Annotated in this window: 15 protein-coding genes and 1 pseudogene; 7 read left to right on the forward strand and 9 right to left on the reverse strand. The window is 60.9% G+C overall.

Annotated elements, in window-relative coordinates; translation table 11 throughout:
- Window positions 1–323: 323 nt before the first annotated feature.
- Window positions 324–1985 (forward strand): aldehyde ferredoxin oxidoreductase family protein, encoded by a 1662-nt coding sequence (locus C444_RS03985; protein WP_004591092.1) that lies wholly within the window; start codon window positions 324–326, stop codon window positions 1983–1985.
- Window positions 1986–2150: 165 nt separating this feature from the next.
- Here C444_RS03985 and C444_RS03990 read toward each other — a convergent pair.
- The 4 genes and pseudogenes from C444_RS03990 to C444_RS04000 all read right to left on the reverse strand — a co-directional run.
- A pseudogene (locus C444_RS03990) lies at window positions 2151–2408 on the reverse strand (NifU family protein); the annotation flags it as partial.
- A gap of 162 nt (window positions 2409–2570) precedes the next feature.
- Window positions 2571–2993, reverse strand: coding sequence for a metal-dependent transcriptional regulator (locus C444_RS03995; RefSeq protein ID WP_004591094.1), 423 nt, complete (start codon window positions 2991–2993; stop codon window positions 2571–2573).
- Window positions 2990–3172, reverse strand: a complete 183-nt coding sequence (locus C444_RS21670; RefSeq protein WP_152420764.1) for a hypothetical protein — start codon at window positions 3170–3172, stop codon at window positions 2990–2992. The genes C444_RS03995 and C444_RS21670 overlap by 4 nt, the downstream gene beginning before the upstream one ends.
- A gap of 499 nt (window positions 3173–3671) precedes the next feature.
- Window positions 3672–4580: a serine/threonine-protein kinase RIO2 gene (locus tag C444_RS04000; RefSeq protein WP_004591095.1), complete on the reverse strand. Its 909-nt coding sequence runs from the start codon at window positions 4578–4580 to the stop codon at window positions 3672–3674.
- An 802-nt stretch (window positions 4581–5382) separates the two neighbouring features.
- On the opposite strand from C444_RS04000, the gene C444_RS04005 reads away from it, so the two are divergent.
- Window positions 5383–6615, forward strand: coding sequence for a DolP-mannose mannosyltransferase (locus C444_RS04005; RefSeq protein ID WP_004591096.1), 1233 nt, complete (start codon window positions 5383–5385; stop codon window positions 6613–6615).
- A gap of 4 nt (window positions 6616–6619) precedes the next feature.
- Here the strand turns inward: C444_RS04005 and C444_RS04010 are convergent, their stop codons facing one another.
- The 4 genes from C444_RS04010 to C444_RS04025 all read right to left on the reverse strand — a co-directional run bounded on the left by C444_RS04010 (window position 6620) and on the right by C444_RS04025 (window position 10551).
- Complete coding sequence (locus C444_RS04010) at window positions 6620–7804, reverse strand: AI-2E family transporter (RefSeq protein ID WP_004591097.1); 1185 nt, start codon at window positions 7802–7804, stop codon at window positions 6620–6622.
- Between the two features lie 104 nt (window positions 7805–7908).
- The gene (locus tag C444_RS04015) at window positions 7909–8328 is read right to left on the reverse strand and encodes an acyl-CoA thioesterase (RefSeq protein ID WP_004591098.1); all 420 of its coding nucleotides are present in this window, start codon (window positions 8326–8328) and stop codon (window positions 7909–7911) included.
- The gene (gene msrA, locus C444_RS04020; protein WP_004591099.1) at window positions 8325–8849 is read right to left on the reverse strand and encodes a peptide-methionine (S)-S-oxide reductase MsrA; all 525 of its coding nucleotides are present in this window, start codon (window positions 8847–8849) and stop codon (window positions 8325–8327) included. The genes C444_RS04015 and msrA overlap by 4 nt, the downstream gene beginning before the upstream one ends.
- Before the next feature lie 64 nt (window positions 8850–8913).
- On the reverse strand, window positions 8914–10551 hold the full coding sequence (locus C444_RS04025) for an NADH-quinone oxidoreductase subunit D (RefSeq protein ID WP_004591100.1): 1638 nt from the start codon (window positions 10549–10551) through the stop codon (window positions 8914–8916).
- A gap of 88 nt (window positions 10552–10639) precedes the next feature.
- Here C444_RS04025 and C444_RS04030 point away from each other — a divergent pair, with 88 nt between their 5' ends.
- The 3 genes from C444_RS04030 (at window position 10640) to C444_RS04040 (ending at window position 12858) form a co-directional block, all read left to right on the forward strand.
- A complete protein-coding gene (locus C444_RS04030) occupies window positions 10640–11317 on the forward strand; it encodes a helix-turn-helix domain-containing protein (RefSeq protein ID WP_004591101.1) in 678 nt (225 codons plus the stop codon).
- Window positions 11318–11461: 144 nt separating this feature from the next.
- Window positions 11462–11938, forward strand: a complete 477-nt coding sequence (locus C444_RS04035; RefSeq protein WP_049909087.1) for a cupin domain-containing protein — start codon at window positions 11462–11464, stop codon at window positions 11936–11938.
- A gap of 125 nt (window positions 11939–12063) precedes the next feature.
- Window positions 12064–12858, forward strand: coding sequence for a lipoate--protein ligase family protein (locus C444_RS04040; RefSeq protein ID WP_004591103.1), 795 nt, complete (start codon window positions 12064–12066; stop codon window positions 12856–12858).
- Window positions 12859–12933: 75 nt separating this feature from the next.
- Here the strand turns inward: C444_RS04040 and C444_RS04045 are convergent, their stop codons facing one another.
- Window positions 12934–13683 (reverse strand): helix-turn-helix domain-containing protein, encoded by a 750-nt coding sequence (locus C444_RS04045; protein ID WP_004591104.1) that lies wholly within the window; start codon window positions 13681–13683, stop codon window positions 12934–12936.
- A gap of 211 nt (window positions 13684–13894) precedes the next feature.
- Here C444_RS04045 and C444_RS04050 point away from each other — a divergent pair, with 211 nt between their 5' ends.
- Together C444_RS04050 and C444_RS04055 are read left to right on the forward strand one after the other, a co-directional pair.
- On the forward strand, window positions 13895–14212 hold the full coding sequence (locus C444_RS04050; protein WP_004591105.1) for a hypothetical protein: 318 nt from the start codon (window positions 13895–13897) through the stop codon (window positions 14210–14212).
- 40 nt (window positions 14213–14252) lie between these two features.
- Window positions 14253–15086: a deoxyribonuclease IV gene (locus C444_RS04055; protein WP_004591106.1), complete on the forward strand. Its 834-nt coding sequence runs from the start codon at window positions 14253–14255 to the stop codon at window positions 15084–15086.
- The last annotated feature ends 2 nt before the right edge of the window (window positions 15087–15088 follow it).

The following is a 15088-nucleotide window of genomic DNA, read 5'->3' on the forward strand; positions in this document are numbered from 1 at the left end:
TCTCGTTGATATCGACTTCGACGCGTTCACGGACTGGATCGGAACCTCCACCGTCGCCACTGTTACCGTCTCCGTCGGTGTTACACCCGGTAAGTACGGTCAGTGTAGCCGTACCCGTCGCCTGAAGCAACCATCGGCGCGACACTATCGGCGTTCCGCTGATATCTACATCTTGAGACCTGAGCACAGCCATAGAGGGGTAATGTCCGTGTTACTGTTCGACATGCTTATACTGAATCCTGATTGCAGGAATTACAATCAAACTCAGCCACACAGTCGCCCATGTCACAATCGATAAGAGCATACATCGTTGAGGAATAATCATGATACAGTCAGCGGGGCCGCTTCTGACGGTTGACCTGACGGCCGGTGAAACCCACACCGAGGAAATTGACGGCATCCTCGAACAGTATCTCGGTGGCCGCGGCGTCGGGACACGGCTAGCCCACGAGCGGATTCCGTTCGACGTGGACCCGCTCGGAGCGGAGAACCGACTGGTGTTCTCCACCGGGCCGATGCAGGCCGCACAGACGAGCTTCACCGGCCGGATGAACTGCACCGGCGTCTCGCCGCTGACTGACGGGCTGCTCTCCTCGAACGCTGGCGGGTTCATGTCCCGGAACTTCGCTGATACCGGGTACAGCGCCGTCGAGCTCGTCGGCGAGAGCGACGAACTCGTTATCGTCCATGTACGGGACGACAGTGTCGAATTCGAGGCTGTACCCGATCTCACTGGTGCGACTGTCCCCGAGACACTGGACTACTTGGAGGCCGAACACGGTATCGAGTCGGACCAGACGGCGGTCATCGGCCCGGCCGGCGAGAACGCGGTCCGGTTCGCGTCCATCATGACGAGCGCGGAGCGGGCCTTCGGCCGCGGGGGCCTCGGTGCGGTCATGGGCGCGAAAAACGTCAAGGGAATCACGTTTGCGGGCGATTCCCCGCCGGACATCGATATCCCGGCCATGCAGATGGATATCCACCGCGAGGCCGCGACGGCGGACCACATCATGAAACGGCAGGGAACCGTCTCGGTGATGGACTTGGCGAACGAGGTCAACGGGCTCCCGTCATACTACTTCTCCGAGCAGTCCTTCGCGGGCGTGGAAGGTATCAACGGCGACGCCGTCGAATCGAAGAAGTACAAGAAGGGGACCTGCTCGGCGTGTGCCTTCGCCTGCAAACTCCCGACGCGGGACGAGGAGCGCGGTGTCGAAACCGAAGGCCCCGAGTTCGAGGTGGCGATGGCGTTCGGCTCGAATTCTGGCGTCGACGACATCGTGGACGTGATGCAGTCCAACGAACTCTGTGACCGCCTCGGGATGGATGCCATCTCCGCCGGCAATACGGTCGCGGCCTACCTCGACAGCGAGGGCGCTTTTGGCGATACCGAGTTGATTCACGAGACTGTCGAGCAGATCGCCCACCGCGAAGGTGTCGGCGACACGCTGGCGGAAGGTATCGACCGCTGTCACGACGACCTCGGCGTCGAGAACTGGACGGTCAAGGGGATGGATTTCGCCGCCCACGAGGGCCGGGTCCTCCACGGCCAAGGGCTCTCCTACGCTGTCGCCAACCGCGGCGCGGACCACATGTACGCGACGTTCTACTCTGTCGAGTACCCGCTCGTCCCCGACGATCAGGCGGTTGCTCCGGAGGGAACGCTCGGAAAAGCCGACGTGCTGGTCGAGCGGGAGAACCTGATGGCGCTGAACGACAGCGGCGTCGTCTGCAAGTTCTCCCGGGACTTCATGACGCCCGAGCGCTACGAACAGCTCTTCGATGCCGACTTCGAGGACCTGCTGGCCGTTGGCGCTCGCACTGTGACGCTCGAACGCCACTTCAACAACCAGCGCGGCTTCGACCGGGCAGACGACGCGCTCCCATACGAACTCCCATCGTTCGAGGCAGCGCTCGACGAATACTACGACGCACGCAGCTGGTCCGACGATGGCACCGTCCCCGAGAGTACACTGCCGGTCTAATTCTCGCCCTGGAATCCTATCAGAGAGCTACGTGGCTCCGTCCACACACTGGCGGCAGCCCGGCCGGTCCATCGATTTCCCCTCGACGACGAACGCTGTCCGGTGTGAATAAACTGCGTCGCGGTCAGTATCGGGACAAATGCCGGCAGTGACGATCTGGATACGAGCGGCGCGCGACCCGCCGGATCGGACAACTTCGACGGCTTCGATCCCGTCGACACTTTCGGGGAGTCGCTGCTCGATTGCCTTCATCGTCATCGGAGCGATGCCACACCCCGAACACGCACCGTCGATGGCGACGGTGGCCGTGCCTTCGCTCTCGTCGATACTGCGGCCCTCGAAGTTGCCGCCGTGTTGCTGGATCTGTGAGACGTTGTTGCTCAAGTAGTTGCGCGCCTGTCGTTCGAGTCCTTCTGCGCTCATGACAGCTCTACCCACACACCATCATATCATAAATACTACCATTTTGGGGGGCCCAAAATACTGTTTTTCGGCGGCTAAAAGTCCATATCTTGGGAATACATATTTTTACCATACGCATTCTGTTACTTTTTCGCACCACCTAAAACAGGGGAGGCAGTCCGTTCAGACGGCGTCCTCATCGGCGGGGCTCGAACCTGAACCGGTTGCCTCCTCTGGTCCCGCCGCTCCAGCATCACAGGGGAGCGTAGCCGCCAGTCGCTCGGCGATCATCGGACTGACCAGACCGGCCAGTTCCATCGCTTCCGTCTCGTGGTCGTCGAGATCTAGCACCCCCCGGAAGAACCACGAAACGGTCACGTACGTCTCGTGTAACTCTGTGGCTTCCTCGCGTCCCGATTCGGTCAGCGTCACCCCCTCGTAGGGCTCGTAGGAGACGAGATCGTCTTCGGCGAGTCGCTGACACATCTCCGTCACCGCTGCTGGAGACCGGTCGAGCATCTCCCCTAACTCTCCCGGCGCGACTGGCGGGTCGTCCCGGTGCTGTGCGATGTAGATTGCCAGCAGATACTCCGGTGCCGTGGTCATCGCTCCGCCGAATCCGTCCCGTCCCCGCCGCTTGCTGCGGGCGTACCGGCCGTCGACTCTCCTGTCGACCGCTGACCGGTCCTGAAGATCACCGCGTAGGCCCCAGCCAACAGTCGAGTGCGCGACCGTTGCGGGCGTTTATCTATCTCCGATATCCCGCTATCGCTGTCGCCACTCATCAGGCAGACGCCCCCCGATAGTGTCGGCAGAGCACGGGCGGTCGAGCAACTGATCGCCGTTGGGACCTCGGGATATGGCCCGCAGTGCACGCCGACACCACGTGATGGTGTCTGTAGTCCTTGACGATACGAAACCGCTCGCCATCGATTCCTCCGTGGGTCTCCCCCGCTTGTGCCCCGCACGCAGTACCGTCGCCTGCCATATGTTTTAGGCCGCCCTAATAATATAAAACGTCTGCGGTTTTTAGGACTGCCTAATCCAATCTGCGAAGTCGGTACACGGGATGGCCGAATCCGCTGTCCGGCGAAGTGAGTCCGTCGCGTGGTACTCGCCTCACTACCGGGAACACACCCTTCCGTCACTGCTGTCCCGAATCGGCCCGTTCAGTCTGTTTTGGCGATTTGATATCGCATCATATGATTTATCAGATTCGCAATCGGCCAAGCTCCGACTCGTCCGTGAACAGCCAACAGAAGGTGAGTAGCGGCTAAAACGTCGCTATTCGGTAAACTCGGTAATAGAATCGAACGCGTCGGTCGCCAGCCGTTCGGCGACTGCATCTCTGTCTACGTCGCTGATTTCCTGTGGGTATTTTCGCTCGAAGTAACTCACGATGTTCTCGACATCGCGAGTTAGCAGCTCTCGGGCGTTTTCGTGGTCGGTCGGGACGGCCTGGGGCCAGTCGAAGACGACGACGCCCTCGTTCGTGACGAAGACGTTGTACTCGCTCATGTCCGCGTGGACGTACCCCTCACGGTAGGCCGTCTGCATCTCTTCGAGTACGAGATCCAGAATCGGCAGTACCTGTTCCGGTTCGAGTTTCGTTCGGGAGAGCTCGACGCCGTCTATCTTCTCCATGACAATCGCATGGCGGTTCGTGTCGATTGGCTGTGGGACCGACACGTCCGGATACAGCGTTTCAAGAGCATCGTACTCCCGCTCGGCGGCCTTCCGGGCGGTGTAGAGCCAGGAGACGTGGTCGCGGTCGGCGGTGTACTCCCGTTCTTTCATCACTTCGCGGAAATTGGTGTACCCTTCGCGGTGGTATTTGAGTGCTACCGGTTTGTACGACTGGGCCTCGTACACGTCGCTTTCCTTGCCTACACCCAGCGGCGACCCGACTCCTTCGATAGTGTCGCGCTCGGCAAAGGTATGTAGCGCAAGCGTATCGTACCCCTCGAAAGTGAGTTTGAAACCCTCGTACTGGATGGTCTTGCGTTCGACCAGTCCCCGGTCCGCACATCGGTCGAGCCGATAGTCAACATCTTCCGTCGTCAGCCGGGAGAACTCGGTCAACTTCTCGCAGGCGACGTACTCCGAGAACCGCATCCCCTGTTCGACGCCGGAAAGCAGATGGAAGTCCTCGGGTTCCAGCTCCGCCATCACTGAAGCCACGTTCTGGACCATTAGGGTTCTCTACTGGGCCAACTGGTAAAAGGCCGACGCGTTCGGTAAATGGCATTAATAAATTAGTGATCGCTATACGAAATCTCATCTCAGCTTCATCGCTGTTCGGTTTGCAATCGGACTGTCGATGTGCAGATCAGTACCGGGCGAGCGGGGCTGTTCTGTGGGGTGTCCAGTATAGTCTTGTACGGCCGCCCTGAACCGAGTAGATTCAAACACAGCGCGCTCGTAAGAGGGCGCGGACTCTCTCGTGCAGATATACCAGCTCCAGTGTTAGGTATCTAACCACTCCGACACGGACGTGGTTCGCGACCGCAACAGTGTCTGAGACAATATCCTGCCGAGTAGGGAATACTTTAACCCACATGAGTACATGTTCACAGAATAGTATTATCGGTCGCCTATCACTGCTGTACTACCGTTTCTGTAGCTCAAGCTACGACTGAGTACTCGAGAATGGGGGCTCCGAACGGTTGCAGTCCCCTTTATCTGAACTGTATCTGAAAAGGATCGCGAGTTACACATCAGTCTGCAAATACAATCCTAACCTCGGTAGCTGTATATGTAATGCGAACAACGGCTGTCTTCAGCTACTGCATATGTTCTAAATTAGTCTATACTTTTGGCCACCTGAACACGAACAAACCGTGTGAGCAGACGAAATAAAGACCAACTCAGAGATCTGCTTCGCTCGCTTACCCTCCATCCCCACGATAGACGACTCGCGTTTCCAGTGTTGTTCGCCGTCGGCACACAGCTGTATTTTTTCCTGACAATCACACTCAGTACCCCTCGACCACCCATGGCACCCGACGCCGGGATCTTCGAGCATCTCGGCTGGTATCTGACACGCGGCGGTCGGCTGTACGTCGACGCCTGGGAACCGAAGTTGCCGCTGTCCTACGAGACGACCGGGATACTGGCATTGCTATCCGGTGGTGATATGTATCGCCTCCATCTTCTCAGCGTGGTGCTGATGAGTGGTGCACTGTGTGCGATCGTCGGACTCGTTGTGATACTCGTCTACGATGTCACCGGCGATGATCTCGTTGCGCCGCTGGCTGGCCTCTCGATGTTTCTGTTACCGGGGTTTGCCGTCCGTCCGGCGTATGGGTTCAAAGCGAAATATCTCCTCGTTCTCTGTGGGTTACTGGCGATATATCTGTACACGCGTGGCTACCCGGCACTGAGCGGTGTGGCTGCGGCAGCCAGCGTGGGATACTGGCAGGCTGGGGTCATCTTCCCACTGATTGTGGTCGGGTTAGCGATTCAACAGCGCGACACGCGGGCGCTTGAGCGTGTTGTCGCCGGCGGCCTCGGGTTTACCGTCGTTATGTTGATGCCGGTGTTTCTCCTCTGGCATTCAGCCTCGGAGATGGTCGTTCAGGTTCTCTTCGTACCGTTACAGACGGAGGAACACGCGTCGTTGCTCGCTCGGTTCGTCGCCGGTGTCGTCCACTTCAAATGGGCGTCACCGTTCGTCTTGCTCGGAGGGCTCGGCCTCGCTCACACCGCTCGATGCTGTTTCACCGAGCGTGACGGCGTTGTCGGGCGCACCGACTGGTGGATTCCGGTCGGCGCAGCGTGGTTCGCGTTTCTGATACTGTTCGTCGATTTCGAAACTGGCGGCTACACTGACCTCATTCCGGGGCTCGCGTTCGTCGCAATCGGTATCGGCATGATCGCGACGGTGCTTCGCGACCGACAACAGGCGCAGTATCTCGGCGTCATCCTTTCGCTGGTTCTCATCGTGAACGTCGCCTTCCTCGGGAGCGTCGGTGTTGTTTTCACACCCGTTGAGACGCCGGGACCGGTGCCGATGTCGGACCTCGAAACCCACGATCTCCCAGCGGCCTATGACGAGGCCGAACCAGTACCCGACGTCCGGTACATCTACTGGCAACAGATCGAGCCGTCGACGTGTCACTATCGGCTCTCGGTGATGGAGTTGCGGTGGCTTGACCGAGTCGACTCGTCGGTAGACAGTCGCTGCCTCGACTTCGGGACCGCCAGAGCCCGACTCGGGAACGGGTAGCCAGTTACGACTCCGTGGAGTCGTAGTCGGAGAGTGATGTTTGCGTCGTTTCGACTGAGCCCGTAATGATGTAGGGGACGATAATCCGGAAGAACTGAGCCGCAAGGACCAGCAGGATCGGACCCAGGAAGATGCCGTAGAAGCCAAACGCAATAGGGCCGAGGATGTATGCGAACATCAGCAGGCCGACGTGGGTCAGATCGCCGCTGACGTACGGGCGAATCAGGAAATCCGGGATGGTATCGACGACAACCAGCGTGACCACGAGGAAGAGGACAACCCAGGCTAGGGCCGCCGTCTGTCCCATGATGACTGCGGAGACCGCAAGCAGCGCAGCGACGGGCAGATAGACGATTTTCATCCCAACCACGGGAATGAGGCTACCGATGCCAGTGAGTGCGCCGACGAGCGGTGCAAACGGAACCTGTACTGATCCGGGAGCGACCAGATTGTACAGCGAGAACACGAAAATCCCGATAACGTCCGTCACCAGTGCGTTCAGGATGTTCCCGAAGAGAATCGAGGACAGTTCCTCGTCAACCGCCGCCGTGTACTTGCGAAGGACACCCGACCCGTCAAAGGTGTCGAGGAACCAGCCGACAAGCCGTGGTCCGTCGGTAAGCAGGTAGTACGTTCCGGCAAACATGATGAACACGCGCAGCAGTAGCGACGTAAGCATGCTCACGGAGCCGATGAGCGTATCGGAGACTCGTCCCAGCCATGACTGGACTGTCGCGTTTTGCAACAGGCTGACCACCTCATTCGGCCCCATCGCCAGCACCTCTGAGAAGCCGAGGTCGGCGAGTGGCCCCGGCAGCGAGCCACCTTGAAGCTCCTGAAACTGTGAGAGGTACACCGCGCCCAAGCCACCCTCGCCGAAGAACGACTGTAACTCGGGGACAATGAGGACGATCGTGTAGCCGACTAGAAGCACGAACGGCAACAGGAAGAAGAAAATCGTGGCCGCCGCATGGACCTGCTTCTGGTAGGGGACGGCCCGATTCAGGAACGATTCGGGTAGCGGGAGCCGCCCGAGCCGTCGATAAATCGGTCGGCTGGCGTAGTACAGAAAGACGGTAAACACGAGCGTCGGAAGGAACTGGGACAGGACGAGCCCGACCACGAGGAGGAGTGCTACGCCCGCGAGGGCAAAGAGGGCGCGCCGTCCGAGGTCGGTACTGTATTCCATATGTTTTCAGTACAACATCTCGATAAAAAATAAAACCACCGGTCGGCCCGATGATTTCTAGAGTGGGCGGAGCAAAATAGGCGGCGTCACGCTATCGGCTGTGGCTACAGCCCCTCAAACGTCGTTATCGCCTCCCGCCAGTCTTCGGGAATCGGGCGTGAGGATTCCGTGTCACGATCGTACGTGACGACAGTCGTTTCCCCGGTCGCAGCCACACCATCCTCGGTCCGGACCTCGTACTCGAAGGGGAAGCTCTTCCCACCCAGACGGGGAACCCGAACGGCAACGGCGACGGAGTCACTGATCTGGACCGGCTGAATGTAATCGACTTCGAGGTTCGCGATGACCATGCCAGTGCCCGACTCGCTGCCCGAGAGCAGCGCTTCGCCACAGTCGACCACGTCGTGCAGGTAGTCGATGCGAGCCTCCTCGAAGTAGGTCGCGTACGTCGCGTTGTTGACGTGGCCGTACGTGTCGATGTCCGTGTACCGGACCTCGACGTCCGTCGTGTACTCGAAGCTCATGCCAGCAGTTCCGCGTGTTTCTCTTTGAGCTTCTCGATTTTCGGCGGGATGGTCAACTGACAGTAACTCTGGTCCGGGTTCTTCTCGAAGTAGTCTTGATGATACTCCTCGGCGGGATAGAACGTCTCCAGCGGCTCGACTTCGGTGACGATGTCGCTGTCGTAGCCCGGCTCTATTTCCTCGATGAGGGCTTCGACGGTTTCGCGCTGGGCCTCGTCGTGGTAGAACACGGCCGAGCGGTACTGCGTCCCAACGTCGTTGCCTTCCCGGTCTTTCGTCGTCGGGGTATGCGTCGTGAAGTGGACCGCGAGGAGGTCCTCGTAGCTCACCTGGTCCGGGTCGTACGTAATCTGGATACACTCGGCGTGGCCCGTTTCTCCGCGGCAGACCGCCTCGTAGCTGGGGTCGGCAACGTGGCCGCCGGCGTAGCCCGAAACCACATCGGTCACGCCGTCGATCTGCTTGAACACCGATTCCGTACACCAGAAGCAACCGCCCGCGAATGTCGCTTGCTCAGTCATCACCGGACGTACGTGCCCGGCGTACAAAACTCACTGGCTATGTCCGTTTCAGATAGGTACTGACCTACCGGTCGACCTCTCCCATGATGGTGTCCAGACTGCCGATTGTCGCTACGAGGTCGGGGATATATTCACCGCGAGCCATCTCGGACAGCGCCTGAACGTGTGAGAAGGAGGGGCCGCGGATCTTGAACCGGGCTGGCTTGTCCGTCCCGTCCGAGCGGATGTAGATGCCGAGTTCGCCCTTCGCGGCCTCAACGGCGCGGTAGATTTCTGTGTCAGGGTCGGGCCGGAGCGTTCGGGGGACGTTCGCCTGTATCTCGCGGTCGTCCGCGGGCCAGTCCTCCAGCAGGTCGACGCACTGGCCGATGATCTTCGCGGACTCCTCTACTTCGCGCAGGCGCACGAGCAGGCGCGAGAAGTTATCGCCGCCCTGTTCAGTGACGACCGACCAGTCGAGTTCGTCGTAGTAGCCGTACGGGTCGTCTCGGCGGAGGTCGTAGTCGACGCCGGAGGCTCGCGCGACCGGGCCGGTACAGCCGTAGGCCTTCGCGGTTTCAGCCGAGAGGTGGCCCGTATCAACTGTCCGTAGCTGGAGGATCTCGTTGCTGGTGAGCATATCGTGGTACTCCGTGAGCTTGTGGGGTAGATCGTCGAGGAACGCATGGATCTTCTCGAAGAACGCCTCACGAGGTTCGGGCAGGTCCCAGGCGACCCCGCCCAGCCGCAGGTAGTTGAACATCAGCCGCTGGCCGGTCAGGTCTTCGAGGATGTCCTGGACGAGTTCGCGGTCCCGAACCCCCCACTGGAAGGTGGCGGTGAACTCCCCGACCACGTCCAGCGCGTAAGTCGCGACCGCGAGCATATGCGAGAGGATGCGTGAGAGTTCGCCGCCCATCGTTCTGATGACCTGGGCGTACGCCGGCACCTCGATATCGGCGATGTCCTCGGCCGCTCGGGCATAGGCCCACTCGTTCAACAGGCCGGCCCCGCCCCAGTCCCAGCGGTCCGGATACGGCATGATCTGGTGGCGGTAGGTACCCTGCTGACACATCTGTTCTTCACAGCGGTGGATGTAGCCGATGTCGGGATCGACGGCCGCCACCTGCTCGCCGTCGAGTTGAGCGTTCAGGTGGAGGACGCCGTGGGTCGAGGGGTGGTGTGGCCCCATGTTGAGGTGCATCGTCTCCGGCCCCTCACGGCGGTCTTCGAGCAGGCGCTCGTGCTCGCGGAAAGAGACGATCTGTGGCTGGTCCTGATTGTAGTCCCGGCTCAGTGGGTGGCCCTGCCAGGTCTCGGGCAGGAGAATGCGTCGGAGGTCGGGGTGGTCTTCATACTCGATGCCGACGAGGTCGTAGGCCTCCCGCTCGTGCCACGCCGCCGTCTGATACACGGGCGCGGCGGATTCGCTGGTTGGAGACTCTCTGGGCGTTGGGACGACGACCGAGAGTTCCTGTGTCGGGTCGTCGTAGCGCCGCAGATGATAGATCGTCTCGAACCGGTCGGCGTACTCCTGGGCAGTCACGCAAGCGCAGTGGTCCAGCCCGGCTTCGGTTCGCAGCGTCGAGAGGACGGACTGTACCTCGTCGGCACGGATGACAACGGCGGGGGCGTTCTCGTGGCGTTCGGTAGAGAGGACGTGGTCGGCGATTGGCTCGATAAGCGGATGGACGTCGTCGGGTCGGTGGACTGTCTGGGCCATTTCAGTGGCCGTCCGTTCGCCGGCTGCCGTCCTCGACCTGTCCCCTCACGCCCGAGGTTATTTTAAATACCTCTGGGAACAGTCAGGTATGAAGTACGTCACGCTCTCGCTGTGGATGGCCCCCGAGGTCCGCCATCCGATGCACCAGTTCGTCGTTGAGCACGACGGCTACGAGGCGAGCTATCTCCTCCGGGGGAACGAGGTCGGAACTGACCTCCAGACGCTGTTGTTCCACGTTGACGGCTTCCCGCCCGAACCTTACCGGGCGGCGCTGGAACAGGCCGACACCGTCCGGGAGTACGCCATCTCGACGTGTCCCGACGAGACGTTCTACCTCTACGTACAGGATTCGCCGTCGGCGACCGGCCACGACCTCGTCGACGCACTGACGCGGGCCGGCCTGGTCATCGTCTCGCCGGTGGCCTACCGCGCCGATGGTACGGTCGGGCTCACGCTGGTCGGTCCGGGCGGGACGGTCCAGCAGGCAGTCGAGACGGTGCCCGACGGTGTCTCCGTCGACGTACGGGAGGTCGGGGAGTACGACAGCCGGCGGCTCGACACCGGGGCGGCGCTCACCGACCGGCAGTTCGAAGCTGTCGCCGCCGCGGTCGACTGCGGGTACTACGGCGACCCCCGCGAGGGCGGTGTCGACGACGTCGCCGACGAACTGGGCTGTGCTCCCGGAACTGCTGCCGAACACCTCCGGAAGGCTGAGGCCCATGTGATGGCTGATGTACTCGAACAGCGGCCCGCGTCGGCGGAATAGTCCGCTCTGTCCGGGAACCGCCGGAGCGGCTGACTACCGTGTACCTTCCCGAAAAACTATAAACACCGGAACAGTGCCTCCTAATGCTGGATTGCGAACACACCACAGGGGCCAGCGATGGCCCAACTCAGGACGACACTGACTATGGACACAGTAACTATCGACGACGTACCGGTCGAACGGAACCCGATGCAGGTACACGACATCCGCAAGCCCGTTTCCCGAAAACTCGGGACCGAGCATTTCGCGGCGAACTACTTCGAACTCGAACCCGGTGACTCCTTCTCGGGGAGCCTCCACCGCCACCACGACCAGGAAGAGGTGTTCTACATCGAACAGGGACAGACCACCTTCGAGGTCGGCCTCGACCGCGAGGAGGTCGACGTTTCGGGCGGCGAACTGATTCGCTTCGAAGCCGGCGAGTTCCAGCAGGGCTACAATGCCGGCGACGAGCGCGTCATCGGCTGGGCCTTCGGCGCGCCCGGCGCGACTCACGACTGGGACGAGCTAGAATCGAGAGCGCACTGCTCGGAGTGTGACGAAGAGACGACCCAGAGCGTCGCCCTCGCCGACGGCCGATTCGAACTCACCTGTACCGACTGCGGGAACGTTCAGGGATAGGACCTGCGTCTGCCGCTTGTGTGGGTAGAAACAGGCTTTCGGTGGTTTTGCATAAACAACCCCGTCGGTCATTCCAGCGAATGCTAGCCCACAATTCATATCGCATCGCGCCACGAAGCCCGGGTATGTCACTGGCCGATTTGGAGTGGCGCGTCATCGGCGAGGAAACACGACCCGGACCGATGACGATGGCGCTGGAAGCGGCCGCTGCCGAAACCGTCGCTGCCGGCGGGCCGGCAACGGTGCGAGTGTACACCTGGCCTGATACGCTGTCGCTGGGCTACGGACAGGACCCCGACACGATTGACTGGGAAGCGTGTGAACGCGAAGGTATCGGGGTAACGCGACGGCCCACCGGGGGTGGCGCGATCTACCACGACAGCGTGGCGGACATCTCCTACGGCATCATCGCACCGGCCGAGGCTGTTCCGGGCGACCTGATGGCGTGCTACGAGCAGTTCTGTGGCCCCATCTTGGACGCGTTCGAGCGCATGGGTGTTGATGCGTCGTTTGCTGACGACGAGCGGTCGGCGGTCCACCAGCCGGCCTGTTACCTGCGACAGCTCCACCCGGCTCACGACATCGTCGGTCCCGATGGTCGCAAACTCAGCGGGAACGCGCAGTACCGCCAGAAGGACGCCGTCATCCAGCACGGCTCCCTGTCTGTCTCACTACGGCCTGACCGCCATTGCGGCTGTTTCACCGCCGACCCCGACTCGGAGCGGTTCACTGGGCGCGTCGGGGCGATAGACGAATACACCGATATCGACCGCGCCGAGGCTGTCGAGACGCTTCGCTCGACGTTGGCCGAGTGGGTCGGCGCGACCGAGGGCTCGTGGACAGATGACGAACTCTCGCGTGCACGCGAGCACGCGAACGAGAAATATGATGCAGACGAGTGGGTTCGACGGTCGCCCTGACGCTGGCGGAACGGTTCTACGATGACGGGCGTACCGGGCCGTCACGAGCCGCGTACTAACCTGAAATATCGGGGTTCAGAGTGTTTCCTCTATAAACTGCGAGACGATGCGGTCCTCGGCAGTCCGGAGCTGATACTGCACGGTCGACCGGGGTTCGTCCAGTATCGATGCGAGGTCCTTGACTGAGACTTCCCGCGGCCGCTCGTAGTAGCCGTGGGTCACGGCGGCCTTCAGCACCCGCCACTGCTGGGGCGAGAAGTTCGCCGCGACCCGTTCGGTCGCCTTCCAGTTTCCGGCACTGGTAATGTGGGTCACTGAGAGTGTAACGCCATCGCGGAGGCTCGATTCGATTTTGTCGTACACCTCGCCGATTGGATTGGACCCCGGATAGAGGACGCGCCAGCGGTACTCGTCGCCAGTTCGTCGGGATTCGAAGATGGCCCCTTCACTGACGTACCGGTGAAGGAAACTCGGTAGCGACTGACAGCCGCTGATTTCACGACGTAACGTGTACACTGTCCGCGACGTCTCCCCGCGGTCCAGCACGTGGTACGTCCGCGTCGTCTCACAGTTCACGACGTCGAAACACTCGTTACAGCGGTCTTCGTCCAGAAAGACCTCGTCGAACGCATCCAGAGCCTCGGGCGTCCCTTTCGCGTGGTCCAGCCGCCACATATGGTCGTCACCGACGAAGATGGCCGATGACCACACGGAGAGACTTTCGTACTGCCGGAACACGTCCATCAGGCTATCGGCTCCTGCGTCGAACTGCAAGACGAACTCGAACTCGCGTGTTTCATCTACTTCGGCCTGTGATTCGGACATTTGGCTATTACTAATTTAGACCATTCCGCTATAAGTTAATTACTGGCCCATCAAGTCCACTCTATCTTTTTAGTTGTCTTTTGATAAGCTACAGTCGTCGATTGACTGTGGGCCGTACGCCTCGAATGGTGGTCTACGGAAGCACGACTAGAGGACAGTTCTGACAACAGACCAACGTCACTGTTTTGTTGAACCCCAGTCAAGTGATGGCATGGTCTCGTCCCCCGTTGATGACGGCCCTTCCGACACCTCCACCGACCCCCCGGCAACCGACGGCAGCGCCGCAGCCCTTTCCGAGGAAGAACTGTATGCGATTGTTCGTGTCGCGGCCGAAGACGCGGTGCTCGGCGCGCTCGGGACGCTCATGCTGGTCGGCATCGGAATCGTGCTGATTGCCACCGGCGCGTCCACACTGCTGGCAGATGTGACACCGGTTTCGCTGCTCGTCTCTGTCGTCTTCATCGGCTTTGGCGTCTATCTCACTGCATCGAGTCTCGGCGTGATCCCGCCCGCCCGTGAGTGGGTCTGACTCCGGAACCTCTTTTGTCGGGCATCACCGACCGGTGTGCATGGTACGAGTCGGGGCACACACCTCTATCGCCGGCGGCGTCTACAACGCCGTCGAGGAACAGGTCGAGTACAGCGGTAACTGCGGGCAGATCTTCTCGCACTCGCCGCAGGTCTGGCAGGACCCGAACATCGACGACGACGAGGCCGAGCAGTTCCGCGACCTCACAGCTGACCACGGCGTCGGCCCGTGGGTCATCCACTCGTCGTATCTGGTCAACCTCTGTACGCCCAAAGACGACCTCCGCGAGAAGTCCCTCGATTCGATGCAGAAGGAGGTCGACGCCGCCGCGAAGCTGGGCATCGAGTACGTCAATGTCCATCTCGGGGCCCACACCGGTGCGGGCGTCGATGGCGGGCTAGATAACGCGGCAAGTGTCCTCGACGACCTCGACATCCCCGAGGGCGTTACCGTACTGGTCGAGTCTGACGCCGGGAGCGGGACGAAGCTCGGCGGCCAGTTCGAGCATCTGGCGACGGTCCGGGAACGAACCGATCAGGACATCGAGTTCTGTCTCGACACGGCCCACATGTTCGCCGCGGGCTACGACCTCTCAACGCCCGAGGCCGTCGACGAGACGCTTGCCGAGTTCGACGAAGTCGTCGGGTTCGATGACCTGGCCTGCGTCCACCTCAACGACTCGAAACACGAGTGCGGGACGAACAAGGACGAACACGCCCATATCGGCGAGGGCCACATCGGCGAGGACGGGATGCGCGCGTTCGTCAACCACGACGCCATCCGCGACGTGCCGCTGGTGCTCGAAACGCCGACCGAGGACGGCAGGAGCTTCGCCTGGAACATCGAGCGCGTCAAGGAACTCCGTAGCGAATAGGG

Source organism: Haloarcula japonica DSM 6131, from assembly GCF_000336635.1.
Classification (GTDB): Archaea; Halobacteriota; Halobacteria; order Halobacteriales; family Haloarculaceae; genus Haloarcula; species Haloarcula japonica.

Excerpts from the sequence above, each read along its gene's own strand:
- C444_RS03985 (WP_004591092.1), top strand. The coding sequence starts at position 324 with ATGATACAGTCAGCGGGGCCGCTTCTGACGGTTGACCTGACGGCCGGT.
- C444_RS03995 (WP_004591094.1), bottom strand. The coding sequence starts at position 2,993 with ATGACCACGGCACCGGAGTATCTGCTGGCAATCTACATCGCACAGCAC.
- C444_RS21670 (WP_152420764.1), bottom strand. The coding sequence starts at position 3,172 with ATGAGTGGCGACAGCGATAGCGGGATATCGGAGATAGATAAACGCCCG.
- C444_RS04000 (WP_004591095.1), bottom strand. The coding sequence starts at position 4,580 with ATGGTCCAGAACGTGGCTTCAGTGATGGCGGAGCTGGAACCCGAGGAC.
- C444_RS04005 (WP_004591096.1), top strand. The coding sequence starts at position 5,383 with ATGGCACCCGACGCCGGGATCTTCGAGCATCTCGGCTGGTATCTGACA.
- C444_RS04010 (WP_004591097.1), bottom strand. The coding sequence starts at position 7,804 with ATGGAATACAGTACCGACCTCGGACGGCGCGCCCTCTTTGCCCTCGCG.
- C444_RS04015 (WP_004591098.1), bottom strand. The coding sequence starts at position 8,328 with ATGAGCTTCGAGTACACGACGGACGTCGAGGTCCGGTACACGGACATC.
- msrA (WP_004591099.1), bottom strand. The coding sequence starts at position 8,849 with ATGACTGAGCAAGCGACATTCGCGGGCGGTTGCTTCTGGTGTACGGAA.
- C444_RS04025 (WP_004591100.1), bottom strand. The coding sequence starts at position 10,551 with ATGGCCCAGACAGTCCACCGACCCGACGACGTCCATCCGCTTATCGAG.
- C444_RS04030 (WP_004591101.1), top strand. The coding sequence starts at position 10,640 with ATGAAGTACGTCACGCTCTCGCTGTGGATGGCCCCCGAGGTCCGCCAT.
- C444_RS04035 (WP_049909087.1), top strand. The coding sequence starts at position 11,462 with ATGGACACAGTAACTATCGACGACGTACCGGTCGAACGGAACCCGATG.
- C444_RS04040 (WP_004591103.1), top strand. The coding sequence starts at position 12,064 with ATGTCACTGGCCGATTTGGAGTGGCGCGTCATCGGCGAGGAAACACGA.
- C444_RS04045 (WP_004591104.1), bottom strand. The coding sequence starts at position 13,683 with ATGTCCGAATCACAGGCCGAAGTAGATGAAACACGCGAGTTCGAGTTC.
- C444_RS04050 (WP_004591105.1), top strand. The coding sequence starts at position 13,895 with ATGGTCTCGTCCCCCGTTGATGACGGCCCTTCCGACACCTCCACCGAC.
- C444_RS04055 (WP_004591106.1), top strand. The coding sequence starts at position 14,253 with ATGGTACGAGTCGGGGCACACACCTCTATCGCCGGCGGCGTCTACAAC.